Below are 22,990 nucleotides of genomic sequence, written 5' to 3'. Positions count from 1 at the left end.
TTCCTTGTCTCTTCACTGAGGGGGAGCTATGCGGGAGGGGATGTCCCAGAACTGCGGGACGCTGGAACCGGTACGGGCGGCGAGATTCCGGATCACGGAGGCCGCCTCCTCGGCGATGGCGACGTCGTCGGCAACCGTGAGCTCGCCGTCGCGCAGGATGTGCCGACCGGCCACGACCACGTCGGTGACGTGGGCCGGCGAGGCACGGTGGACGACGGACCACACCGGGTCCGCCAAGGGCTGCAGGGCCGGTGCGGTGAGGTCGATGCGGACCAGGTCGCCGCCGTCGAGCCCTTCGGGCAGCCCGAGTGCGCGGGCGCCGGCGCCGGTGGCCATGTCGAAGGCCTGGGCCGAGGTCAGGGCGCCGGGGTCGCCGGCCGCCTGCCCCTGGGCGTAGACCGCCTGGCGCATCTCGTGGAACGGGCTCTCCATGCCGTCGACGCCGAGCGTGACGGCGGCGCCCGCGGCGAGCAGGTCGGTGACCGGCGCGAACCCCTTCGCGAAGCGAAGGTGGTTCGTGGGGCAGTACGCCAGTACCGCACCGCTGCCTGCGATCAGGGCGATCTCGGCGTCGCTGAGCCGGACGCCGTGGACCAGGACCGTACCGGGGCGCAGGAACCCGGCGTGGTGGAGCAGTTCCACGGGCCGGACCCCGTGCTCGGCGTGGCAGGCGTCCACCTCGGCCTGGGTCTCGGCGATGTGGGTGTACAGCCGCACGCCGAGCCGCTCGGCCGCCCGCGCCGCGACCGCGTAGTCGTCCGGGGCGTTGGACCGCATGGACACCGGCGCCAGGTAGAGCTGCTCGCGGGGCAGCAGTACGTCGGCGGCCTGCTCGGCGAGGCCGATCACGTCCTCCACCGAGGTGCACAGTTCCGCCGCACCGCGGGTCATGATCCCGAGCGCGACGTACCCGCGCAGGCCGACGGTCCGGTGTCCCTCGACGACCGCTTCGAGCAGGCCGTCCCGGTGCAGCGGGTACACGTGGTCCACGACGGTGGTCACGCCGGCGCGGACCTGACGGGCGGCGCCCAGCGCGGTCAGGGCCCGGTAGTCCGCCGGCTCGGCGACCGCTTGGGCAGCCGCCGAAGACGTGATCGCGGTGGCCAGCGGCATCCCCTCGGACGCGCGCCCGGTGGGCAGGAACGCCCGCAGGTGGTCGTGCATGTTGACCAGTCCAGGCAGCAGCGCGGCCCCGGCCGCGTGGACGCCCTGGTCCGTTCCGCCGGTGAGCGTCTCGACGCGCACCGCACCACCGGCGACCGTGGCGGTCGCCGGCAACGGCTCGCTCGTCGCGTCGGCGACGGCGAGACCGGTCAGCACGGTCGGGGAACCCACGCCGGTCACCACCACCCGGTCCGGGTGGCCTCGAGCAGGCCGTCCCGGCCCACGCCGTCGAGCCCGAACGTGGCCAGCGTGCGCCCCTGCGCCCGGTAGTCCGTCCCGGTCGCGATGCCGGCCAGGTGGATCATCGCGTCGACCGTGGGGGTCGGCACGCCGACCTCACGGCCGATCGAGGCCATCAGGCACAGCGCGTAGGGCACGTCCTCGGTGATGTACCGGCTCTCGAGCGCGTTCGGGCCGGTGCCGAACGTCGAGTCGGAGAACGCGGAGGACTGCAGGGTGGCGTGCAGGTCGTCGAGGAACTTCGGCGCGAAGCCCTGCTCCACGAGGTAGGTCTCGTAACCCTTGAGGTTGGCGAATCCCAGGGCCCGGCGGATGTCGATCAGCTCGGCGTCGATCGCCCCGATGAACCGGGCCACCGCCGGGCTGGCGCCCTCGCCCCAGAGCAGGAACTTGCCCGGCCTGCCCTCGATGGCGCCCAGGTTGGCCAGGATCGGCGGCACGTGGTCGATCGCGTTGAAGTTCAGCAGCACGGTCTCCAGGACGCTCTCCCCCGCACTCACCGAGGACCAGATCGTGCACGCGGTCCGCACGGCGCGGTTCCCGGCCGGCATCCCCGCCGCGATCGTGCCGCCCACCTTGCGAGAGGCGGTGATCAGGCCCGGTTCCCGGACCCGGGCGCCATACGGGAGGCTGTTCAGCTCGGCGATGTCGACCCCGACGCGGCGGTCGGCGCGGCGCATCGCGGCCACGAGCGCGAGGCTGCCGCCGCCCTCACCCGCGAAGATGACCTGCTCGCCACCGGACAGGTTCGCGGCGAGGAGGTCCGCGAACGCGTCGTGCCCGAACGCGGGTACCGACACCACGAGCACATCCGCCTCACGGATGGCGGCGGCAGGGTCGAGGCTGCCGCGCGCGGGGCTCTCGGTGATCCGGTGCCACGGCGACTTCAGACGGATCGCGCCGTGGGTGTTGATCGCGTCGATGTTCGTGCGGAACCGCTCGAAGTCGGCGACGGTCACATCCACGCCGGCGAGCGAGAGCTCCATGGCGCTGGACAGGGCGCCGGCTCCGGAGCCGAGGACGGTGACGGACTGGGGCAGCGTGGTCATGAGGAGATGGCCTTCGAGAGTGCGGTGAGCTGGTGTGCGGTCTGGTCGGGGGTCGAGCCGCCGACGCTGACGATGACCTCGTCCACGCCCGCCTCGAACAGGGTGCGCAGCCCGGCGGCGACATGCTCGGCAGACCCGGCGAGGCCGAATGCCTCGGCCATCGAATCGGTGACCTGGGTCGCGGCGGCGGCGCGGTCGCCGCTGCGCACGGTGGCACGTAGGGCTTGGACCTCGTCGGCGTCGAGGCCGTAGATCCCGATGAGCTCGTCGGCATAGGAGCCGCCGGCCATGGTGACGCAGCGGGGCTTGAGCGCCCGTAGGGCTTCGGTCCGGTCGTCGTTGATCTCGACGTCGAGCATGAGGCAGATCGCCGCGGTGTCGGTGCGCTCGGCGCCGCCGGCGGCCACCTTGTCCTTGACGAAGTCGATGTGCCCGGCGGAGATGCCGTGCGTGATCACACCGTCGGAGATCGCACCTGCGAGCTCGAGCATCTTCGGGCCGCGGGCGGCGAGGTAGAGCGGGCCGTCCTGCGGTGCCCAGCGCAGCACGGACCCGTCGGCGGAGAACGTCTCGCCGGTCACGTGCGCCGTACCGCGGCCGAGCTCACGGGCGATCTGCACGGTCTCGCGGGTGATCTGCAGCGGACGGCGCATCGAGATGCCCATCTCGCTGGCGAACTCGTAGCCGCCGGTGCCCAGTCCGAGCACGAACCGGTCCGGCCCGATCTCGCGCAAGGTGGCGGCGAGGCTCGCGAGCAGCGTGGGGTGGCGCAGGAACGGGGACATCACGGCCGTCCCGAGCCGCACCCGCTCGGTGCTCGCCATCATCAGGGCGAGTGCCGCTGAGACGTCACGGTGGAAGTAGTGGTCCGCGAGCCACACGGTCGAGAACCCGAGGTCCTCGGCGCGCCGCGCGCCCTCGGCGGCGGCGGTGATCGGCTGGTCCAGGCGGACGGTGACGCCTACGTTCACTGGTTCTTCTCTCTCGTGGTGGGGGTCACGTACTGGTCGGGTCGCTCGCCGGGCGACGGCGGAAGGAGGGCCTCGCGCAGAAGTCCCCTCGCGCATCGGCGGCGGTAGTGCGCGCTGGCGCGCAGGTCGTCGATCGGGCTGATGTCGGCATCGATCACGGCAACGGCTGCGTCCACCACGTCCTGGGTGGGTATCTGTGCCTCGAGGGCAGCCGCTGCGGTACGTAGCCGCACCACCGTGGGTGCGACGGACCCCATCGCGAGCCGCACGCCGGTGAGCCGGCCGTCGGGCTCCCGGTGCCACTGCCACGCGAGGTTGAGGAACGAGATCGCCTGCGCACGCCGGCCGCCGATCTTGCGGAACCCGCCCTCGGCAGGTGGCTGTGGGACACGCACGCTCGTGACCCACTCGCCGACGGCCAGGTCCACACGCCGGGGACCGAGCAGGAAGTCGGCGAGGTCCACGGTGCGCCGGGCGCCGTCGGGGGTGACGATATCGACCACCGCACCGGCCGCGAGCAGGGCCGGCGCGGTGTCCGCGGCCGGGGAGCCGGTGACCAGGTTGCCGCCGATGGTGGCGCGGTTGCGGATCGTGGTCGAGGCGAACTGGCCGATCGCGGCAGTCAGCGCGGGGAACGCGCGGGCGGCTCCGTCGGCGATGTCGGTGAGCGGGTGGACTGCGGAGAGCGTCAGCTCGCCGGTCGCGTCGTCCCTGACGACCGCCGGGCGCGTACCGGCGAGCCCGCTGAGGTCGACGAGCGTGGGCATCTCGGCCCCGGCGCGGCGCTGGACGAGCAGGTCGGTGCCACCCGCGACGGCGCGTGCCCCGGCCAGCAGTCGGGACACGTCCGCGGGGTCCGTGGGCCGCAGCAGCGTGGGGGTCGCGGGCGTCATGCGCCGGCGCCGTTCGGGTGGCGGGCCGCGGCGGCGTCGTGAACCGCGTCGTAGAACCGGTTGTAGGCGGTGCAGCGGCACAGGTTGCCGTCGAGCGCCTCGCAGATCTGGGCGTCGGTCGGGTCCGGGTCCCGGTCCAGCAGCGCGGCGCAGGAGTTCAGGACGCCGGGGATGCAGTAGCCGCACTGCACGGCCTGCCGTGCCACGAACGCGTCCTGGAGCGGGCCGTGCCCGGCCGCGGCGAGTCCCTCGACGGTGCGGATCTCGGCGTCCAGCACCTGACCGACGAGCACCAGGCAGGAGGTGATCGCCCGGCCGTCGATGATGACGGTGCAGCTCCCGCACTCCCCCATGCCGCAGCCCTCCTTGGCGCCGGTCAGGCCGAGATGGTCGCGCAGGTAGTCGAGCAGGCGCAGTCCGTGGTCGGCCTCGGCGGGCGTGGCGACCGGGTCTCCGTTCACATGCATGGTGCCTCCTCGATCAGGGCGAGCATTCGTTCCGGCGTGACGGGCAGTTCCTGCGGGAGTACCCCGACGGCGTCCCGGATCGCGGCGGCGATCGCCGGCGGGGTCGGCACCACGACGACCTCGGACATGCCCTTCGCGCCGAACGGTCCGGAGTCCTCGCTGCCCTCGATGAACAGCGTGTGCATGCGGGGGGTGTCCGCGATGGTCGGAACCAGGTAGTTCTCGAGGCTGGTGGTGCGGGGGATCCCCTCGCTGACCCGGTGGTCCTCCATGATCGCCATGCCGAGGCCCTGCAGGATGCCGCCCTCCGCCTGTCCGATCGTGGCCGCCGGGTTGATCGGGGTGCCGCAGTCGAGCACGCACAACAGCTCCGGGACCCGGACCTCACCGGTGAGGGTGTTCACCTCGACGCGGACCACCTGGGTGCAGGTGCCGTACACGCGGTGCGGTGCGAACGTCGCGAGCTGCTCCGGCGGCACGATGCCGATGTCGTCGGTGTCCGGGAGCCGGAACTCGGCGTTCACCTCGGCCTCGCCGAGCTCGACGAGCTTCGTCCCGACGCCCGCGGCGTCGGTGGCCAGGGGCAGACCTAGTCCGCGGCACCGCTCGACGAGCTCGTCGCACGCCGCACGCACCGCGGCGCCACCGGCATAGGTGGACCTGGACGCCGCCGTCGGGCCCGACTCCGGCACCTCGCCGGTGTCCCCGACGCGAACGTCGATGGTCTCGATGGGCAGTCCGAGCGCGTCCGCGGCGACCTGCCCGTAGGTGGTCTGGATGGACTGGCCGGTGTGGTTCGGCCCGGCCCAGATGATGACGTGCCCACGGTCGTCGATGTGCAGCCGGGCTCGCGCGGTGTCACCGGTCCCGGAGCCCATGCCGACGCCCTTCATGGCGACCGCGATGCCGGTGCCGCGGCGCCACGGTCCGACGGCGCCGGCCTGCCACTGGCGCCGCTGCGCCCAGAGCGGATGCTCGACGGCGGTGCGCAGGGTCGCGCGTACGTTCAGGCTCGTCGTGGTCCGGTGCCGGTACAGGCTGTGGCGGTCGCCGCCGTCGAGCACGTTCCGCAGGCGGACCTCGGCGGGGTCGAGGCCGAGTTCGTGGGCGGCCTCGGTGATCGCGTTCTCGATCGCGAACGCGACCTGGGGTACGCCGTAGCCGCGGAACGCGCCGGCGTTGGCGTTGTTCGTGTAGTAGACGGTGCCGTCGAAGGAGGCGACGTCGAACCCGTACGGGCCGGTGGACATCTCCGCCGAGGTCTTCATCACGTTCGGGCCCGAGGTGATGATGGGGCCGGTGTCCGCGACGGCGCGCACGGCCGAGCCGAGGATCCGGCCGTCAGCGGCGAACCCGATGTCGATCGACGTCCAGAACGGGTGCCGCTTGGCCCCGGCCGCCATGACGTCCTCGCGGGTCATGTGCACGTGCACCGGGGCGCCGGCTCGGCGGGCCAGGAGCGCGAGGAAGACCGGCATCGGGTCGTCGTTGCGGGAGCCGAACGCACCGCCGACGGGGTTGGCGATCATCCGCACCGACTCCTGCGGGATGTCCAGGGCGCGGGCCACCTTGCGCTGGTGCAGGCCCGGGTTCTGCGACCCGCACCAGATGGTCACCGATGTCGCGTCGGCATCCCAGCGGGCGACCCCGCCGGGTGTCTCGATCGCGACGTGCTCCTGGGCCGGCGTGTGCACGGAGCGGCGCAGCACCAGGTGGGCGTCGGCGAGGGCGGCCTCGACGTCTCCGGAGGAGAACGCGATGGCGCCCGAGACGTTGCCACTCTCGTGCAGCTGCGGCGCGTCCGGTGCGGCCGCGGCGGCCGGGCCGTCGACGACCGGCAGCGCGGTGAGGTCGAGCCCGATCAGCCCGGCCGCCGCCTCCGCGGTCCGGGCGTCGGTGGCGGCGATGAGGGCGATCGCCTCACCGACCTGGCGGACCACCGTGTCGGCGAGTGCGGGGCCGTCGACGTCGCGAGGGCCGAGGGCGTTGACGGGCACGTCGGCCGCCGTGACCACGGTGACCACGCCAGGCAGCGCGAGGGCCGCGCTGACGTCGATCCCGTCAATGCGTGCGTGCGGCACCGTGCTGCGCAGCACGTAGCCGTGCAGCATGCCCTCCTCGCGCCGGTCGGTCACATAGGTGATGGCGCCGGTGACGATGTCGTTGCCCTCGAGCGAGGGGCGGGACCGGCCCACCCACGGTGCGGGTGACGTCCCGACGGCGTGCGCGCCCGGCGTCATGATTCCTCGTCCGCGGCCCAGGCCAGTGCGGCCGCGGCGGTCCAGGACTGGTTCCTGCTGCCGAGCGGTGCGCCGGTGACCGCGTCGTAGTACTCGGAGAAGCTGCCGTCGGCGAGCTGGCCGCGGCCGGCCGCCGCGATGGTGTCAGCCGCCTCGGTCTGGCCGTGGTGACGCAGGGCCCAGGTGAACAGCCAGGTGATCACCGGCCACTGCGGACCGCGCCAGTAGTTCCGGCTCACGAACACCGGACTGTCCGGGGACGTGGTGGGCGGCAGCGGGTTGGCGAGCCGCGGGTGAGCGCACCAGTCGGGACCGAGCAGGTCGCTCGTCAGACGGGCGTAGACGTCCGGCTCGGCGCCGCAGATCAGCGCCGCGAAGCCGCCGATGGTGTCGGCGCTGAGCCACTCCTCGGCCCGCATGTCGAAGTCCCGGGCGTGCCCGGTCTCGGGGTCCGCGGTGGCGGCGACGGCGGCCCTCGCCCGGCCGGCCATGCGCCGCAGCGTGCTCGCCTGCGCGGTCCGGCCGAGCCGGTCGCCCAGGGTGGCCAGGACTTCGGCGGACAGGGCGTGGGTGGCCGTGAAGAACACGTCGCCGACCCGGAAGTCGATCACCTCGCGCGCCGCCGCGTCCTCGTACCCGACCGAGACGAGCTGTTCGACGAGCCAGAGGTAGCGGTCGTAGTCGGCGTCCGCCGGCCGTTGCTCCACGTCCGCGACGTGTTTGGTGTCCTCCCGGACGTACGGTGCCATCTGCCCCACCTGCACCCGAGCGCACGCGGCGTCCCAGCGGGGCGAGTTGTCCATGCCGGACTCCCACGGATGGTGGATCTCGATGAGCCCGCTCGGGTGCGACCCGCGAGCGTCGTCGAGCCACGCATGCCAGCGGAACCACGCCTCGAACGTGTCGTCGAGGAACGCCTCGAACGCCTCTGCGTCGGCGCCACCGTTGCGGCGGGCCTGTTCCCCGATCACCCAGACCGCCAGGCTGTGTACGGCCGGTTGACAGATTCCCGAAGTCTGGACGTCGGTCGGCACGGCCGGCAGACCTTGCGTCCGCCACCGGTCCGGGCCGGGGAAGTAGCCGGGCTCGGCGCTGAAGACGATCTGCGGGATCATCCCGGTCGCCCACTGACCACGGAGCAGGTGGCGGAGCTCGTCGAGTGCACGCGGCACCGACACGGTTCCCCAGCCGATCGCCACGAACGCGGCATCCCACGACCATTGGTGCGGGTACAGCCGCGGCGCGGCAACCGTGCGTTCGCCCCGGTCATTGGCACGCAGCACATCGGCGGCAGCGTGCATCAGCGGGGTGGCGACGTCGGGCATCTTCGTCCTTCGTGGGTCTGGCGTGGGTCCTGCGAATTGTGTTCGCGCCCTGAACATAACTGCTTGTTCGAGAGACGTCAACGTGTCATCATTGCGACACGCCGCAGCGCTCACGCCGAGCCGCCGGCGCAAGGGGACCGGCGATCGTTCGCCGCTCCCGGACCGGATCGAGGAAGGCAGTCGATGGCCACGGACCCACCCGCGTCGCCTCCCGCGCCCCCTCCGCCGGCCCCGCACGCGGGCCCGCCGCCGACCGTCACGGCGACGCTCCCGGCGACCTCCCACGGCGCACTCGTGTCCTTCATCCGGTCCCGGCCGGGCTGGACGCGGCAGCAGCTGTTGTCCGCGACGGGCCTGTCCCGGACCACCTTGTTCGACCGTCTGGACGCGCTCTTCCAGCACGGTTACGTCTACCAGGACGGGTCGGCGCCCCCGGGCGGCGGGACCCGAGGGCCGGGCCGACGCTCCGAGCTGCTGCGCTGGGACACGCGCGGTCGGGTCGTCCTGGTCCTCGACCTCGGCCAGACCCACGCACGGATCTGCGTGACCGGGGTGGACGCCGGGATCCGGCGGATGCGGGACGTCGCCATCGACATCGACACCGACGCGCAGGGGTACCTGGAGCAGGTCGCACAGATCGGCGACGTACTCCTGCGTGCAGGACAGGACGAGACCCTGATCGGCGTCGCCCTCGGCATCCCGGGCCCGGTCGACCCCGGCACCGGCGTGCTCGGCACCTCCACCACCATGCCGCAGTGGGACGGGTATCCGGTCTTCGAGAGCCTGCGCGAGCGTTGGGGGGTACCGGTGGTGATCGAGAACGACGCCCGCGCCTTCGCACTCGGCGAGTCGAGCGTGATCGGTGCGGACCGCTCGGTCCTCGCGATCAAGTACGCGACCGGCATCGGCGCCGGCATCGTCGACACCGGGCACGTGCTCGAGGGTTCCGACGGTGCCGCCGGGGACATCGGCCACGTCCGGATCAGCGACGAGGGTCCGATGTGCACCTGCGGGCGGCGCGGCTGCCTGGCCGCCTGGGCGTCCGGACACGCGCTGATCCGTCGGCTCGCCGACACCGGCGTGCGCGACCTGAAGGACATCACCGAGCGCATCGCGGCCGGGGACCCGGTCGTGTGCGCAGCCGTGGACGACGCCGCCGCGCGCCTGTCCCGGGTGCTCGCCACCGTGGTGGCGGCGGTCAACCCGGACAACCTGGTCCTGGGCGGTTCGCTCGGCCGGCTGCCCCGTGTGGTCGCGCGGATCGACGCGTTGATCCGCGAGGACGTGACCGAACGTGCCCGGCGGCACCTGGTGGTGGGCGCCGCTCACCTCGGGGCCGACGGTGCGGTCGTCGGCCTGACCCGCAAGGTCGTCGACCTCGTCTACGACCCGGCCGTCATCGACGCAGCGATCGCGGCGCGCGTGGCCGCGACCCGGGCGGGCACGAGCGCCTAGCCGGCACCGGCGTGACCGCGGTGTGGCAGGGATCTCACCGCGGCGCGCTGCCGGAACCATGCCGATCATCGGCATAATGGACCTGTACGACAACTGAATGCCACCGAACCACGGCGGGAGAGTCCCGCACCAGCGGGCGCCGAAGGAGCAACCTCCCCGGGAAACTCTCAGGCCCCTTGGACCGCCAGCGGCGAGGCTCCTCTGGAAAGCAACCCTTCGGGGTTCACCGACGGTGTAAGCGGGTCACGGCTCGCGAAAACTCTCAGGTCCGATGACAGAGCGGGGAACCACCACCCCGTCCCAGGCGTCCCTGCGCCCTGTCCCAAGGAGTCCCGTGGCACTCACCGTCGGTACGCCCCCGCTCGCCGCCGAGCAGACCCATGCGCCCGATCCCGGGTCCACTCGCGAGCCGCATCCTGCCCGCCTCGGCCCGAACCGGCGGCTCGGCATCCTCGCGATCATCATCTCCGCCACCACGATGGGTGCGGCCGGACTGTTCAGCCGGATGGCGACGCCGTCCGGTGCGGTCATCGGCGAGTCCTTGACGCTCGGCCGGATGCTGGTCGGCGCACTCGGGACTCTCGTGGTCCTCGCGCTGGCCGGTCGGCTCGGGCAACTGCGTCGCGTGCGCCTGTCACCTTCGGTGGTCCTCGGCGGCGTGTTCCTCGGCCTCTCGCTGGCCACCTATCTGTCCGCGACCGTGCTGACCGACCTCTCCCGCGCCGTCGTGCTCCACTACATCGGTCCGGTGCTGGCGACCGTCCTCGCCCGGGTGCTGTTGAAGGAGCGGCCGGGCCGGGTGGACGTCCTGTCCCTGGGGATCGGCTCGATCGGGATGGTTCTGGCCGCCGGCCTGCTCACCTCGGGAGCCGCGTCCACGCACACGCCGGAGCAGGAGACTCTCGGCACGATCCTCGGAGTGATCTCCGGTGTCTGCTACGCGGTCGCGCTGCTCTGCTACCGCTACCGGACCGACATGCCCGCTGACGTGCGGAGCTTCTGGAACTTCGTCTTCGGGGCTCTCGGCACCGGCGCGATGGTGGCGGTGACCCGGCCGGACCTGTCCGGGATGACGGCGCAGAACTGGGCCTGGGCCGGCGCGTTCTTCCTCATCTGCGGGCTCCTCGCCCTCGGCCTGCTCGTCGTCGCGGGCAAGCACCTGCGCGCCGCCGAACTCTCCAGCCTGTCCTACTGGGAGGTGGTCGTGGCGATCGGCATCGGCGCCGCCGCGTTCGGTGAGGGCATCTCCCCCATCGCCGCCGTCGGCGCGGCGCTCATCGTCGTCGCGATGGTGCCCATGCTGGCGCGCCGACAGCCGAGACGCCGCCGGCGGGCCTGAGCCGGGCCGGCCTGCCCGAATCCGGGCCGGGCAACGCGGGCCGGGGCCGGGCTCCGGATCCCACCGCATCCCCGCAGACGGAACGACCGTCTGCTCGTGCGGGGCCTGAGGTCAGGCCTTCTTTGCGAAGTCCTCCGGGAAGCCGTTGAACTCGTCCGGGTGGAAGCCGGTCCGGTCGCCGCGCTCGAGGCCGTTGATCTGGTCGATGTCGGATTCGGTCAGCTCGAAGTCGAAGACGGCGATGTTCTCCTTGACGCGTTCGGGCGTCACGGACTTCGGGATCACGATGTTGCCGAGCTGCAGGTGCCAGCGCAGCACCACCTGCGCGGGGCTACGCTCGAGCCGCTCGGCGATCGCGGTGATGACCGGGTCGGCCAGCACCCGCCCCTGGCCGAGCGGGCTGTAGGCCTCGGTCGCGATCCCCTGCGCGGCGTTGAACTCGCGCACCTCGCGCTGCTGCAGGTACGGGTGCACCTCGATCTGGTTCACGGCCGGCAGCGGCAGGCCCGCGTCGAGGAGCTGCTGGATGTGGTGCGGCAGGAAGTTGGAGACGCCGATCGACCGGATCCGGCCGGCGTCCTTCAGCTCACTCATCGCGCGCCAGGAGTTCGCGGCCTCGCCGCGCTTCGGGCAGGGCCAGTGGATCAGGTAGAGGTCGACGACGTCCCGACCGAGGGCGGCCGCGCTCGCGTCGAACGCCGCGAGGGTGCTGTCGTAGCCCTGGTCGTCGTTGGCGAGCTTCGTCGTCACGAAGACCTCGTCGGCGCCGAGCCCGGACGCGGCAAGCGCTGCGCCGACACCGGCCTCGTTGCGGTACCGGGCGGCCGTGTCGATCGCACGGTAGCCGGCGTCGAGCGCGTGGGTGACCGCGATCTGGGTCTCCTCCGGCGGCACCTGGAACACCCCGAATCCGAGCTGCGGGATCGTCACGCCATCGTTCAGTGTCACCTGGGGCAGGGTCATGGTGCTCCTTCTCTCGTAACTGACGGTTAAGTATGACCATAGGCGACGGCGCGGGCTCCGCGGCTTCCGATCTCGCCCTCTGGGCCGGCCCGGTCGGCGCGGTGCCCGTCCTGCGCGAGCGCGTCGACGTGGTGGCACCGATACTGACCACGTGACCACCGAACCGCAGTCCTCCTCCCCCACCGAGCTCAGGCGTCTCGCCGGCGACGGGCCTCGCCCGTCCGCCGTGATCGTCAACCCGCACCGGCTCGACGACGTCGACGGCCTCCGCCGGACCATCAGCGCCGTGCTCACCGACGCCGGCTGGCCCACGCCGATCTGGCTGGAGACCACGGAGGACGATCCGGGCACCGGGCAGGCCCGCGATGCCGTCGCCCGCGGCGCGGAGGTGGTGTTCGTCAGCGGCGGCGACGGCACCGTGCGGGCCTGCGTCGAAGGGCTGGCCGGGAGCGATGCCGCCCTGGCGATCCTCCCGGGCGGGACCGGGAACCTGCTCGCGGGGAACTTCAAGATCCCCACGGACCCCGCCGAGGGCGTGCGCCTGGCGGTCGCGGGCGGGCGTCGCCGCATCGACGTCGGCGAGGTCGACGGCCAGGTGTTCGCGGTCATGGCGGGTATGGGCTTCGACGCCAAGATGCTCGACAGCGCATCGACGGAATTGAAGGCACGGATCGGGACCCCGGCCTACGTGTTGTCCGCGGGCAAGCACCTGCTCGACCACCCGATGCGGGTGCAGGTCACGGTCGACGACGCTGAGCCGCTGGTGCGCAAGGCCCGGTCGGTCATCGTCGGCAACGTCGGGCAGATCCAGGCCGGCGTGGCACTGTTCCCGGACGCCGAACCGGACGACGGCTACCTCGACGTCGCGATCCTCGCGCCGAAGCACCTCGGCCACTGGGTGTCGACCGTGGCTGGTGTGTTGACGCGACAGAAGCGGGTGCCGAACCTCGAGATCCTGCGCGGCAAGCGCATCCGGGTGCGGAGCACGCAGGAGCAGGAGCGCGAGCTCGACGGTGACGTCATCGAGCCGGGCCGGGAGCTCGTGGCTACCGTGCGTCCGGCCTCGCTCTGGCTGTGCGTGCCGATCGACGATGCGCTGGAGGGCGCCTGACCTCATCCTGGTCGATCGAAGATGGTCCTGCGTGAGGGGGAGCCGTCGTCCGGGATTACCGCTCCGCCGTCGTCCCTCGACCAAGAGCAGCCCCCGCGGCCTCGACCGCGATCGCGAGGGCCCGCTCGTCCGCCATCTCCGGCAGCACGAGCGCCCTGGTGAGGCCACCGACGGCGACGGCGGTGCGCACCCGGGTCTCCGCCGTCGCCTCCCCGTGACCGACCAGGGCCGACAGCCTGGCGAGCCACCGGACGCTGGCGCCCTCGAGATCGAGGTCGGCGACGGCGCCCGGGTCGCGAAGTGTGGCCGCGAGGGCAGTGCGGTGCGGCAGTAGGGCCCCGGCGTAGGCCGCCAGCACGTCCTCGGGCGCTAGCCGCCGACCGTCGAGCTCGTCCAGGACGGCATCGACGTCGTCGATGAACGGCTGGAAGACCCCGCGCGCGAGGTCCGCCTTCGCCGGGAAGTGGTAGTAGAGCGCCGCCTTCGTGATGCCGAGTTCGTCGGCGATGTCCTTCAGGCTGGTGGCGGCGAAGCCCTTCGTCACGAACAGCTGTAACGCCGTGGACTCGATGCGTTGGCGCGTGTCGGTCGTCCGACCGTCGCGACGGGGAGCTGACTCGCCCACGGGCGTGGTCACCACCTTCCTGGTGCTCGGGTCCCCAGAGCCTATGAGACTGGCGCCACCGACCCATCCATTGATACCTAGCCGGTCGGCAAGTAATCTACTCCCATGGCACACAACGTACTCATCTCCGGTGCCGGCATCGCGGGATCCGTCCTCGCGTACTGGCTCGCACAACGCGGCTTCAACCCCACCGTCGTCGAGAAACGGTCACATCTGCGCCAGACCGGCGGCCACGCCGTCGACCTCGCCGGCGTCTCGATCGAGGTGATCGAACGGATGGGCATCCTGCCCGCCGTCTCCGGCGCCCACGTCCGGCACGATCGAATGGTCTTCAACCAGCGCCACGGACGCCCGATCGAGATGCCGCGCCTGACCGCGACGATCGCGGACCGGCACGTCGAGATCCAGCGCGACGACCTCACCGAGATCCTGCACGCCGCCGCCGCCCCGCACGCCGAGTACATCTTCGGCGACACCATCACCGCCATCACCGATGGCTCGGGCGCCGTCACGGTCGAGTTCGAGAACTCCGCCCGGCGCACATTCGATCTCGTCATCGGCGCGGACGGTCTGCACTCCCGGGTCCGGCGCCTCGTGTTCGGTCCCGAGGACACCTACCGACACGACCTCGGCGCCTACCTGTCCGTCTACAGCTACCCGAACACCGCCGGCCTCGGCAGCGAGGTGGTCGGCTACTTCGACTCCGGCCGCGCCGCCTTCACCTACCCCGTCGACGACGGACGGCTCGCCCGTGCACTCCTGCTCTTCCGTGGCGCCCCTTCGGGCGACCTGCGCGACCCGGGACGCCAGACGCGCGCGGTCCGGGACGCGTTCGCAGACATCGAGGGACAGCTACCGTTCCCCATCGCCGAACTGCACGAGTCCGAGGACTTCTACTTCGACTCGATCAGCCAGATCCGGATGGACACGTGGTCCAAGGGAAGAGTCACCCTCGTCGGTGACGCCGCCCACTCCCCCGGCCCGGCCGTCGGCGGCGGCACGGCGATGGCGGTACTCGGCGCGTACGTGCTCGGAGGCGAGCTCGCACTCGCCGGCGACGACCACGCCGCCGCCTTCGCGAACACGGAGAGGGTCCTGGCTCCGGCAGTCGCGCAGAGCCGGAAGGTCGGCCCGAGCTCGCTCCGGCAGCTCGTTCCCGCCAACCGTCTGGCAGCCTGGTTGACCCCGCGCACCCTCAGGCTCCTCACCCGGTTGCCGAGGCGGGTCTCCCTGGCCCTGTTCTCCCTCCAGGGCAGCGACACGAGCAAGCTCGACGACTTCTCCTCCGAGCGACTGCCGGTCGGCTGACCGGGCGCAGCCCCACCTCGCGCCGGCGCACCTGGCCCAGGCGGGAGCAGGCAGGCACTACCGTGAACGCGGGCACCTCCGCCCTCCGCCCTGCCCGAAGGATCCTGCGTGTCGAACGACGCTCCCCTGAGAGTCCCCGATCCCGCCGCCGACCCGCAGCCCGCCACCGGCTCCCCCGAGGCCGACGAGTCCTTCTCCGTCCGGGCCGCGCTGCGCTCCCCACGCCGCCTGCGCACCGAGGTGCTCGCCGGCCTCGTTGTCGCCCTCGCCCTGATCCCGGAGGCGATCGCGTTCTCGATCATCGCGGGCGTGGACCCGCGGATCGGCCTGTTCGCAGCCTTCACGATGGCGGTCACGATCGCGTTCGTCGGCGGTCGTCCCGCGATGATCTCCGCAGCCACCGGCGCGATCGCCCTCGTCATCGCACCGGTGGTGCGCGACCACGGGGTCGACTACCTCATCGCCACCGTGATCCTCGGTGGGATCATCCAGGTGCTGCTCGGCGTGCTCGGCGTCGCCAAGCTCATGCGGTTCATCCCGCGCATGGTCATGGTCGGCTTCGTGAACGCGCTCGCGATCCTGATCTTCCTCTCCCAGGTGCCCCACCTGCTCGGGGTGACGTGGGTGGTCTACCCGTTGCTCGCCGTCGGCATCGCGATCATCGTCCTCTTCCCCCGCCTCACGAAGGTGGTCCCGGCTCCGCTCGTCGCGATCGTGGTGCTCACGCTCTTCACCGTGCTCGCGAGCGTCGCCGTGCCGACCGTCGGCGACGAGGGCGAACTGCCCGAGTCCCTGCCGTCCCTGCTGCTACCGGACGTGCCGCTGTCCCTGGAGACCCTGCAGATCATCGCGCCGTACGCGCTCGCGATGGCGCTCGTCGGGCTGCTCGAGTCCCTGCTCACGGCCAAGCTCGTGGACGACGTCACCGACACCCACTCCAACAAGACCCGCGAGGCGTGGGGCCAGGGCGTCGCGAACATCGTCACCGGGTTCTTCGGGGGCATGGGCGGCTGCGCGATGATCGGCCAGACGATGATCAACGTGAAGGTCTCCGGCGCCAGGACCCGGATCTCCACGTTCCTGGCCGGCCTGTTCCTGCTCACCCTGGTCGTCGGACTCGGGGACGTCGTGGCCGTCATGCCGATGGCCGCCCTCGTGGCCGTGATGATCATGGTCTCGGTGGGCACGTTCGACTGGCACTCCATCCGGCCCTCGACGCTGCGCCGGCTGCCGAAGTCCGAGGTCGCGGTGATGGTCGCGACGGTCGTGGTGACGGTCGCCACGAGCAACCTCGCCTACGGCGTGCTCGTCGGCGTGCTCATCGCCATGGTGCTGTTCGCACGCCGGGTCGCCCACTTCACCTCGGTCACCCGGCTGGACGCCTCGGACGCCGACGGCGAACGCGTCTATGCGGTCGAGGGCGAGTTGTTCTTCGCGTCCTCGAACGACCTCGTCTACCAGTTCGACTACGCCGGTGACCCGGGCCGCGTGGTCATCGACATGACGAACGCGCACATCTGGGACGCCTCCACGGTCGCGACCCTGGACGCGATCACCACGAAGTACCAGGCGAAGGGCAAGCAGGTGCGGATCGTCGGGCTGAACCCGGACAGTGCCGCCCGGCACGACCGGCTCAGCGGCAACCTCGGCTCCTGACCCGGGTCACTGGGGCGTCGCGGTCTCGAGCGAGGACACCAGCACCGCGACCGCCTCGAGCGCCGCCTGCAGGTCCGCCCGGGTGAGCGGCCCGAGGTGCCGGGCCGCGGTCAGCAGCCCGATCGTCGTCGCGGACAGTGCGAGTGCGAGCGGTTCGGGCGCCACCCTCGCACTCAGCGAACCCTGCTCCTGCAGGTCGGCGATCCACGCCACCACGGCACGGTGCCGCTCGGCGTACCTGCCGTCGGTGACGCCGTCGACGTAGGAGCCGAGCACGGCCCGGTCGTCGAGGAACGCGGCGGTCATGAGCTCCTCGTCGAGGAGCACGTCCACGGCGACGGCGTAGGCCCGGCTCAGCGAGGGCGGCTCCTCGCCGAGTCGCTGCCCGGCGGCGACGTTCATCCGCTCCATCGAGCGGGTCAGCAGGACGTCGAGGATCTCGCGCTTGCTCGCGAACTCCCGGTACACCGCCCCCTTGGCTATGCCGACCTCGGTCGCCACGGTCTGGATGCTCATCGCGTCGAATCCGTGCGCGAGGACGAGCGCCTGCGCGGCATCGAGGATCCTCATCCGCCGGTCAGGAATGAGCGGGCGCGGCATCGTCGCCTCCGTTTCGCGCACCCTGGGTGTCGAGGAACCGCACGACGGCGGGGGTCACCAGGTCCGGACGGTCCCGCTGGACCCAGTGCCCGGCTCCTTCGATCACGAGCAGGCGCGCGTCGGGGATGCGGGCGGCGGCCGCGCGGGCGCGGGCGACCGGCACTCCCGAGTCCCGTGAGCCGTGCACGACGAGGGTCGGCGGGGCGAAGTCCTGGAGCCGGTCCAGGTAGTTCGTTCGCGTCCGGTTCGGCAGGACCTGGTCGCGCTGCAACTGCTCGAACGCCACCCGGGCGTCCTTGCGCCGCGCGGCCACGGTGATCTCCGCGAGGAGTTCCTCGGTCAGCCGGTCGGGACTGCGGACGATCTGCCGCATACCGTCGGCCAGCAGTCGCGGACTGCGCGCGTACGCCTCCTGGGCCAGGCCCAGCAGGCCCGTGCGCAGCGCCAGCCAGGTCAGGATCTGGGTCGGCAGGCTGAGCCACCCGTCGGTGAGCCGGTCCTGGAGCCCGTAGCTGCCGAACAACATTGCGCCCGTGACCCGCTCGGGACGCGCGAGGACGTGCCCGATGGTCAGGCCGCCACCGAGCGAGAGGCCCCCGATCGCGTACTCCTCCAGCCCCATGGCATCCACGAACTCGCCGACGTAGGCGACCAGTCGGTCCTGGGTCGCGGTCCAGGGGGCGCGGGGACTCTCGCCGAAGCCCGGGTGGTCGGGCGCGATCACCCGGTGGCCCGCGTCCGCCAGATGTCCGCCCAGCGCGCCCCAGGACAGGGACGCGTTGTCAGCGTTGCCGCCGTGCAGGAGCACCACGACGGACGGCGAGGACGTCGCCTCAGCCGCGGGCGACCAGTGCAGGTAGGAGACCGGCCCCCAGGGCAGGTCGATGATCGATCGGTTCCGTTCCATGACTACCTTCCGTTATGACCAGATTAACTTATCTGGTCATAACGGAAGGTCTACTCCTGACGACTACCCCACCGAGCCGATCTCGTCCCCTACTGGTCGATCCGCACGACCGTTCCGAGTCCGCCCCCGAACAGGGTGGCGGTCGTGACGTAGAGAGCGCCGTCGCGGCCCACCGTGATGCCACCCGGCGCCACCAGTTGCCCGTCCGCGACCTCGCTGCGCACGCCGTCCGGCGTCACCTTGATCAAGGCACCCTCGAAGTCACCGGTCGTGAACGCGTTCAGCAGGCCCGCTTCGGCGATCTCCAGGACGTACAGGTTGCCGTCGGAGTCGAACGCGAGGTCGATGATGGACGTGAAGCCCTCCGCGTACACCTCCGCGGAGCCGTCCGGCGTGACTCGGTACACCCGCGACTCGCCCGGTGCGAACGGGAACCCGAGCAGCTCACCGACGTAGTACGCGCCGTCCGGCCCCACGGTCACGGCGTCGGGTACGGACTGCGCCAGCACCGTGCCCCCGGCGAACGGGACCTCCCGGTCGTCGAACGTGGCCAGGGTGCTCAGCTCGCCCGAGGACGCCAGGAACAGCAGCGCGTTCGCGCCGGCGTCGGCGATCACCACGCCACCCGGAACCGCCGCCGCGGAGTGCGGATTGGAGTCCGGAAGACCGCCGTCGGGGTTCACCTCCGCCTCGTACGCGGCCAGGTCGGCAACCGTCCTCGTCCTGCCGTTCGGCGCGACCCGGAGGAGGACGCCGAGGTCCGTGTCGGCGGGCCGGGCGGCCGGATCGTCGCCAAGGCCGACCGGCACGAACATGTTGCCCCGGCCCTGGAACGTCACGTCGTGCGCGCCGACGACGTCCCCCGCGGGCGCGACGTAGGTCGGCAGTCCTGCGACCACCTCCGTGGCCGCACCGGTGCGCAGGTCGAGGCGCACGACCGCGCCGTCGTCGGACCCGTCGCCCACGGTCGCGACGTACAGTCCCCCGTCGGGACCGAACGCGAGCCCGCGCGGACTGTTCAGCCCGGAGGCCACCACGGTCACCTCCTCGCCTTCGTCGGCGACGGCGGCGCCCGCCTGCGCACCGATCAGCAGCACTGCTCCCGCAACGAGGGAGACTCCACTCCGAATCCTCATCTGGCACCTCTCCACATCACCTCGGAGACCGACGCGCTCTCGGGCGTCGTGGCCTCGGACGCTGGGACGTCCTCGTCCCGCGCAGAGAACGCTACGACGGACCGCCGCACGGGCACCAGAGGTTGAGCGGGTGAGTACGGGTGAACCGACGGTGCCGCGCCGGGTTACCGAGTGGCTCAGTCCCCTCGGCGCGGCGATCCACCCGATCCTTCGCGGGTCAGGAGGGACTGCGTCCCGGGCTGTCCGGGTACAGCCGATACGGCTCGGCGAGCGCGTCGAAGGCTGCGAGGTCGTCCTGCCAGCCGGCGATGATCTCGTCCGGCGCGACGCCCGCCTCGAGCTGGGTGCGTACGTCCCGGGTGCCGGTGAGCTGGTCGATCCAGCACCGGTCATCGAGGGTCCGGCAGGCGGCACCCTCACGCCAGTCCACCTCGTCGATCTGGTCGAACAGGACATCGAGGACATGCAGCCCGGTCCGCAGCGGGTGGTACGCCGCTTCGTCCGTGATGTGGATCTGGACGCCTCCGGAGAACAGGCCGGCATGCTTGCTCGACGTCGGAGTGGCGGACATCGGCCGGAACGTCACCCCGGGCAGCCCTCGGGAGTTCAGTTCGGCGGCGAGAGCGTACGACTCCGTCTCATTGATGTAGGGCGCTCCGAACCAGAGGAACGGCGTGGTGGTGCCGCGGCCCTCGGAGACGTTGATCGACTCGATCAGGCCGGTGCCGGGATACACGAGCGCCGTCTCGCGGGTGGGGATGTTCGGCGACGGCAGCACCCAGGGCAGGTCCCAGTCCGCCACGATGCCGGCGGCGTCGTAGTTGCGCATCGTGACCACGTGCAGGTCCGCCGGTGTTTCGAGGAACTCGGCATTGAACAACCGGGCCAACTCACCGACGGTCAGGCCGTGCTGCAACGGGATCTCCCGGAGCCCGACGAAGGAGCTCAGTTCGGGATACTCGAGCACCGGGCCGTCCATCCGGTCACCCAGGGGGTTCGGCCGATCCAGGACCACGAACGGCTTGCCCTGCTCGGCCGCCGCTTCCATCGCGTAGTACATCGTCCAGATGTAGGTGTAGAACCGCGCGCCGATGTCCTGGATGTCGAAGACCAGCACATCGACCTCCTCGAGCATCTCGGCGGTGGGCTTGCGGGTGGGCCCGTACAGCGAGTAGACGGGCAGACCGGTGCGCTCGTCGACATAGCTCTCGACGTACGCGCCCGCCGGCACCCCACCACGCACCCCATGCTCCGGTCCGTACAGCGCCGTGACCTCGTAGCCGCCATCCGCCTCACCGTCGATCAGTGCGTCGATGGTGTGGGTGAGGTCACTGGTGGTGCCGGTCGGATTGGTGATCAGGCCCACCCGCTGGCCGGCCAGCAGGTCGAGATCGTGCTCGACCAGCACCTCCACGCCGAGCTCGAGCGGGCGGTCCAGCCCAGGTGGCGTCTCCGGCCGCCCCCCGCCGGAGCCCAACGGCGCGATGGCGCCGGCGATGCCGACTGCCGCCGCGGCCGCGACGGCCAGCGTCCCCATCCACGTTGCTCGCTGCATGAACATCCTCGTTCCTCCTCAGCTCAGGTTCTGCTAGTCGTTCGGGCCGCTCGGGTGCGGATGACACCCTCCGGGACCGGCGTTGGCGGGCGGACCGGCGTGGCCCGGGGCCCCGGACCCCTCGGGCGGCCCTGCGTGGTCCGGAGGCCCGGCGTGCTGCGGCGGGCAGGGGTAGGACAGGCCGAAACCGAGCGGGAGCAGGATGCCGTCGCCGTCGGCCTCCGGGATGTCGACCGGCAGTCGCCCGGCCGGGTTGATGTCCCCGGCCAACGCGCGGACCACGCCCTGGAAGTTGACCACGCCGGTCCCATAACTGTTGATGACCGCGTCCGCGCCGGGCAGCACGCTGATGTCGTACGGGTTGCGGGTGGCGATCACGACCACGGGGACACCCGTCTCGGCGAGCTCGGCGACCATCTGCTGCTGTGCGGCATTGCCGGTCGCGTTGTAGGAGGTGAACACGACGGCATCGGCGCCGGCCGCGGCCGCGACGGCGCGCGCCCGGTATGCGGCCGACGGCGAGGAGCCGTTCTCGTAGTCCTCGATCACCTCGAAGCCACGAGCGGCGAGCATCGGGCCGACCCGCTCGGGCCAACCGGAGCCGGCACCGACCATCAGGACAGTGTCGTCGACATCCAGCGGCAGGAGCCGCGCCTCGTTGCGCAACAGGGTGGCAGCCCGGTCCGAGATGGTCGCCGCGGTGGCGAGGTTCTCCGGAGACCCGACCACGTCGTCGACCGCGGCCACGTCCGCGAACGGGTCGGCGAAGACCTCACGCTCCGCCTTCCAGGTGAGGATCCGGCGGACGGACTCCCGCAGCCGCTCCATCGTGATCTCGCCGTCGGCGACGGCCTGTCGCACTCCTTCGAACGACGCGTCCACATCCGGGGAGTTCAGCAGGATGTCCGAGCCGGCCAGGATGGTCAGGCGGGCGATGTCCTGCTGGCTCCAGTTCGATGCGAGCGCGTCCATGTCGAGCGCGTCTGTGGTGATGATGCCCTGGAACCCCATCTCCTCACGGAGCAGGCCCGTCAACACGGCCGGGGACAGGGTGCCGGGCATCGTCGGGTCGATCGCCTCGACGATGATGTGCGCGCTCATGATCATGTCCACGCCACCGTCGATGGCTGCCTGGAACGGCGCCAGGTGCTCGTCGAGGGTGGCCCGGTCGTAGGTGACCACGGGGAGCCCGTAGTGCGAGTCCTCCGCCGTGTCCCCGTGGCCGGGGAAGTGCTTCGCGGTGGCCGCGACATGCTCCTGCATCCCCTGGATCTGAGCGACCCCGAGTTCGCTGACCACCTCCGGGTCCTCACCCATGGAACGGATCCCGATCACGGGGTTGTCCGGGTTGGAGTTCAGGTCGAGCACGGGAGCGAAGTCGACATTCACGCCGAGCGCGTCCATCTCCGCACCGAGCAGCTCGCCCTGACGCCGGGCCAGGTCCGGGTCGAACGTGGCGCCCAGCGCCATGTTCCCGGGCAGCACGGTCGCCGGCGGCCCGATGCGAGCGACCAGGCCGCCCTCCTGGTCGATCGTGATCGCGAGCGGAATGCCCGGACCGTCCTCGCCCAGGGCGGCCTCCTGCAGTCCGTTGGACAGGGTGGCGGTCTGCACCGGGCTGCCGGTGTTTCCGGACCAGGCGAAGTAGAGGACGCCGCCGAGATCGTACTTCGCGACCACCTCGGCCGGGGTGTCCACTCCGTAACGCGCCTGGTTGCTCGCGGCCATCGACGTATCGTCGGCAGACGAACCGTAGACGTGCGTCCAGGTCATCTGGCCGATCAGCTCGTCCAGGCTCATGTCCGCGACGATCGCCTCGATCTCGGCCGTGGTGGGCGTGCCCCCGACGTCCATCAACGCGACGCCGCCCGGATCGGGCGCCCGGGTGGCGGCGGCGGGCGCGAGGGCGGAAAGGACAAGGGCTCCGGTCGCGAGCGCGGTGAAGCCGACTCGGGCCGTTCGCGAACCTGTCAGAGTCACGATGTG

The 22,990-nt window shown here is 71.6% G+C and carries 20 protein-coding genes and 1 riboswitch; of the genes, 6 read left to right on the top strand and 14 right to left on the bottom strand.

The window, feature by feature from the left end; genetic code table 11:
- Nucleotides 1–12: 12 nt before the first annotated feature.
- The 7 genes from KCQ71_RS01665 to ggh are packed head-to-tail and all read right to left on the bottom strand — an operon-like array spanning nucleotide 13 to nucleotide 8,349.
- Nucleotides 13–1,335 (bottom strand): amidohydrolase family protein, encoded by a 1,323-nt coding sequence (locus KCQ71_RS01665; RefSeq protein ID WP_223402147.1) that lies wholly within the window; start codon nucleotides 1,333–1,335, stop codon nucleotides 13–15.
- A 5-nt stretch (nucleotides 1,336–1,340) separates the two neighbouring features.
- A complete protein-coding gene (locus tag KCQ71_RS01660) occupies nucleotides 1,341–2,453 on the bottom strand; it encodes an NAD/NADP octopine/nopaline dehydrogenase family protein (protein ID WP_283248567.1) in 1,113 nt (370 codons plus the stop codon).
- Entirely contained in the window at nucleotides 2,450–3,424 is a 975-nt protein-coding gene (locus KCQ71_RS01655; protein WP_223402145.1) for an LLM class flavin-dependent oxidoreductase, read from the bottom strand. Before KCQ71_RS01655 ends, KCQ71_RS01660 begins: the two co-directional genes overlap by 4 nt.
- Entirely contained in the window at nucleotides 3,421–4,317 is an 897-nt protein-coding gene (locus KCQ71_RS01650) for an FAD binding domain-containing protein (protein WP_223402143.1), read from the bottom strand. The genes KCQ71_RS01655 and KCQ71_RS01650 overlap by 4 nt, the downstream gene beginning before the upstream one ends.
- Entirely contained in the window at nucleotides 4,314–4,784 is a 471-nt protein-coding gene (locus tag KCQ71_RS01645) for a (2Fe-2S)-binding protein (RefSeq protein WP_223402141.1), read from the bottom strand. Before KCQ71_RS01645 ends, KCQ71_RS01650 begins: the two co-directional genes overlap by 4 nt.
- Nucleotides 4,775–7,024 (bottom strand): xanthine dehydrogenase family protein molybdopterin-binding subunit, encoded by a 2,250-nt coding sequence (locus tag KCQ71_RS01640; protein WP_223402139.1) that lies wholly within the window; start codon nucleotides 7,022–7,024, stop codon nucleotides 4,775–4,777. Before KCQ71_RS01640 ends, KCQ71_RS01645 begins: the two co-directional genes overlap by 10 nt.
- Entirely contained in the window at nucleotides 7,021–8,349 is a 1,329-nt protein-coding gene (gene ggh / locus KCQ71_RS01635) for a glucosylglycerate hydrolase (RefSeq protein ID WP_223402137.1), read from the bottom strand. Before ggh ends, KCQ71_RS01640 begins: the two co-directional genes overlap by 4 nt.
- Before the next feature lie 183 nt (nucleotides 8,350–8,532).
- Between ggh and KCQ71_RS01630 the strand changes: the two genes are divergently transcribed.
- Both KCQ71_RS01630 and KCQ71_RS01625 read left to right on the top strand, forming a co-directional pair.
- Nucleotides 8,533–9,804, top strand: a complete 1,272-nt coding sequence (locus KCQ71_RS01630) for an ROK family protein (RefSeq protein WP_223402135.1) — start codon at nucleotides 8,533–8,535, stop codon at nucleotides 9,802–9,804.
- 104 nt (nucleotides 9,805–9,908) lie between these two features.
- Nucleotides 9,909–9,998: riboswitch (glycine riboswitch) on the top strand.
- Between the two features lie 140 nt (nucleotides 9,999–10,138).
- Nucleotides 10,139–11,143: a DMT family transporter gene (locus KCQ71_RS01625; protein WP_223402133.1), complete on the top strand. Its 1,005-nt coding sequence runs from the start codon at nucleotides 10,139–10,141 to the stop codon at nucleotides 11,141–11,143.
- 111 nt (nucleotides 11,144–11,254) lie between these two features.
- On the opposite strand, the gene KCQ71_RS01620 is transcribed toward KCQ71_RS01625, so the two are convergent.
- Nucleotides 11,255–12,106, bottom strand: a complete 852-nt coding sequence (locus tag KCQ71_RS01620) for an aldo/keto reductase (RefSeq protein ID WP_223402131.1) — start codon at nucleotides 12,104–12,106, stop codon at nucleotides 11,255–11,257.
- Nucleotides 12,107–12,138: 32 nt separating this feature from the next.
- Here KCQ71_RS01620 and KCQ71_RS27175 point away from each other — a divergent pair, with 32 nt between their 5' ends.
- On the top strand, nucleotides 12,139–12,261 hold the full coding sequence (locus tag KCQ71_RS27175; RefSeq protein ID WP_283248565.1) for a hypothetical protein: 123 nt from the start codon (nucleotides 12,139–12,141) through the stop codon (nucleotides 12,259–12,261).
- Nucleotides 12,258–13,217 (top strand): diacylglycerol/lipid kinase family protein, encoded by a 960-nt coding sequence (locus KCQ71_RS27495; RefSeq protein ID WP_223402129.1) that lies wholly within the window; start codon nucleotides 12,258–12,260, stop codon nucleotides 13,215–13,217. The genes KCQ71_RS27175 and KCQ71_RS27495 overlap by 4 nt, the downstream gene beginning before the upstream one ends.
- Nucleotides 13,218–13,272: 55 nt before the next feature.
- Here KCQ71_RS27495 and KCQ71_RS01610 read toward each other — a convergent pair whose 3' ends face one another.
- Complete coding sequence (locus KCQ71_RS01610; RefSeq protein WP_223402127.1) at nucleotides 13,273–13,854, bottom strand: TetR/AcrR family transcriptional regulator; 582 nt, start codon at nucleotides 13,852–13,854, stop codon at nucleotides 13,273–13,275.
- Between the two features lie 93 nt (nucleotides 13,855–13,947).
- Between KCQ71_RS01610 and KCQ71_RS01605 the strand changes: the two genes are divergently transcribed.
- Nucleotides 13,948–15,150, top strand: coding sequence for an FAD-dependent monooxygenase (locus KCQ71_RS01605; protein ID WP_223402125.1), 1,203 nt, complete (start codon nucleotides 13,948–13,950; stop codon nucleotides 15,148–15,150).
- A gap of 108 nt (nucleotides 15,151–15,258) precedes the next feature.
- Entirely contained in the window at nucleotides 15,259–16,806 is a 1,548-nt protein-coding gene (locus tag KCQ71_RS01600; protein ID WP_372453906.1) for a SulP family inorganic anion transporter, read from the top strand.
- A 6-nt stretch (nucleotides 16,807–16,812) separates the two neighbouring features.
- On the opposite strand, the gene KCQ71_RS01595 is transcribed toward KCQ71_RS01600, so the two are convergent.
- The 5 genes from KCQ71_RS01595 to KCQ71_RS01575 all read right to left on the bottom strand — a co-directional run bounded on the left by KCQ71_RS01595 (nucleotide 16,813) and on the right by KCQ71_RS01575 (nucleotide 22,984).
- Nucleotides 16,813–17,406, bottom strand: a complete 594-nt coding sequence (locus KCQ71_RS01595) for a TetR/AcrR family transcriptional regulator (RefSeq protein WP_223402123.1) — start codon at nucleotides 17,404–17,406, stop codon at nucleotides 16,813–16,815.
- A complete protein-coding gene (locus tag KCQ71_RS01590; RefSeq protein WP_223402121.1) occupies nucleotides 17,384–18,313 on the bottom strand; it encodes an alpha/beta fold hydrolase in 930 nt (309 codons plus the stop codon). Before KCQ71_RS01590 ends, KCQ71_RS01595 begins: the two co-directional genes overlap by 23 nt.
- An 89-nt stretch (nucleotides 18,314–18,402) precedes the next feature.
- The gene (locus tag KCQ71_RS01585) at nucleotides 18,403–19,449 is read right to left on the bottom strand and encodes a ScyD/ScyE family protein (RefSeq protein ID WP_223402119.1); all 1,047 of its coding nucleotides are present in this window, start codon (nucleotides 19,447–19,449) and stop codon (nucleotides 18,403–18,405) included.
- Between the two features lie 217 nt (nucleotides 19,450–19,666).
- A complete protein-coding gene (locus KCQ71_RS01580) occupies nucleotides 19,667–21,004 on the bottom strand; it encodes an exo-beta-N-acetylmuramidase NamZ family protein (RefSeq protein ID WP_223402117.1) in 1,338 nt (445 codons plus the stop codon).
- Between the two features lie 33 nt (nucleotides 21,005–21,037).
- A complete protein-coding gene (locus KCQ71_RS01575; RefSeq protein ID WP_223402115.1) occupies nucleotides 21,038–22,984 on the bottom strand; it encodes a glycoside hydrolase family 3 protein in 1,947 nt (648 codons plus the stop codon).
- Nucleotides 22,985–22,990 lie beyond the last annotated feature (6 nt).

Source organism: Occultella gossypii, assembly GCF_019947135.1.
Classification (GTDB): Bacteria; Actinomycetota; Actinomycetes; order Actinomycetales; family Beutenbergiaceae; genus Occultella; species Occultella gossypii.
Note: the sequence above shows the minus strand (reverse complement) of the source record. Positions and strands in the feature narration are given on the sequence as shown.

Excerpts from the sequence above, each read along its gene's own strand:
- KCQ71_RS01590 (WP_223402121.1), bottom strand. The coding sequence starts at position 18,313 with ATGGAACGGAACCGATCGATCATCGACCTGCCCTGGGGGCCGGTCTCC.
- KCQ71_RS01580 (WP_223402117.1), bottom strand. The coding sequence starts at position 21,004 with ATGCAGCGAGCAACGTGGATGGGGACGCTGGCCGTCGCGGCCGCGGCG.
- KCQ71_RS01640 (WP_223402139.1), bottom strand. The coding sequence starts at position 7,024 with ATGACGCCGGGCGCGCACGCCGTCGGGACGTCACCCGCACCGTGGGTG.
- KCQ71_RS27175 (WP_283248565.1), top strand. The coding sequence starts at position 12,139 with ATGACCATAGGCGACGGCGCGGGCTCCGCGGCTTCCGATCTCGCCCTC.
- KCQ71_RS01585 (WP_223402119.1), bottom strand. The coding sequence starts at position 19,449 with ATGAGGATTCGGAGTGGAGTCTCCCTCGTTGCGGGAGCAGTGCTGCTG.
- KCQ71_RS01605 (WP_223402125.1), top strand. The coding sequence starts at position 13,948 with ATGGCACACAACGTACTCATCTCCGGTGCCGGCATCGCGGGATCCGTC.
- KCQ71_RS01620 (WP_223402131.1), bottom strand. The coding sequence starts at position 12,106 with ATGACCCTGCCCCAGGTGACACTGAACGATGGCGTGACGATCCCGCAG.
- KCQ71_RS01645 (WP_223402141.1), bottom strand. The coding sequence starts at position 4,784 with ATGCATGTGAACGGAGACCCGGTCGCCACGCCCGCCGAGGCCGACCAC.
- KCQ71_RS01595 (WP_223402123.1), bottom strand. The coding sequence starts at position 17,406 with ATGCCGCGCCCGCTCATTCCTGACCGGCGGATGAGGATCCTCGATGCC.
- KCQ71_RS01660 (WP_283248567.1), bottom strand. The coding sequence starts at position 2,453 with ATGACCACGCTGCCCCAGTCCGTCACCGTCCTCGGCTCCGGAGCCGGC.
- ggh (WP_223402137.1), bottom strand. The coding sequence starts at position 8,349 with ATGCCCGACGTCGCCACCCCGCTGATGCACGCTGCCGCCGATGTGCTG.
- KCQ71_RS01630 (WP_223402135.1), top strand. The coding sequence starts at position 8,533 with ATGGCCACGGACCCACCCGCGTCGCCTCCCGCGCCCCCTCCGCCGGCC.
- KCQ71_RS01650 (WP_223402143.1), bottom strand. The coding sequence starts at position 4,317 with ATGACGCCCGCGACCCCCACGCTGCTGCGGCCCACGGACCCCGCGGAC.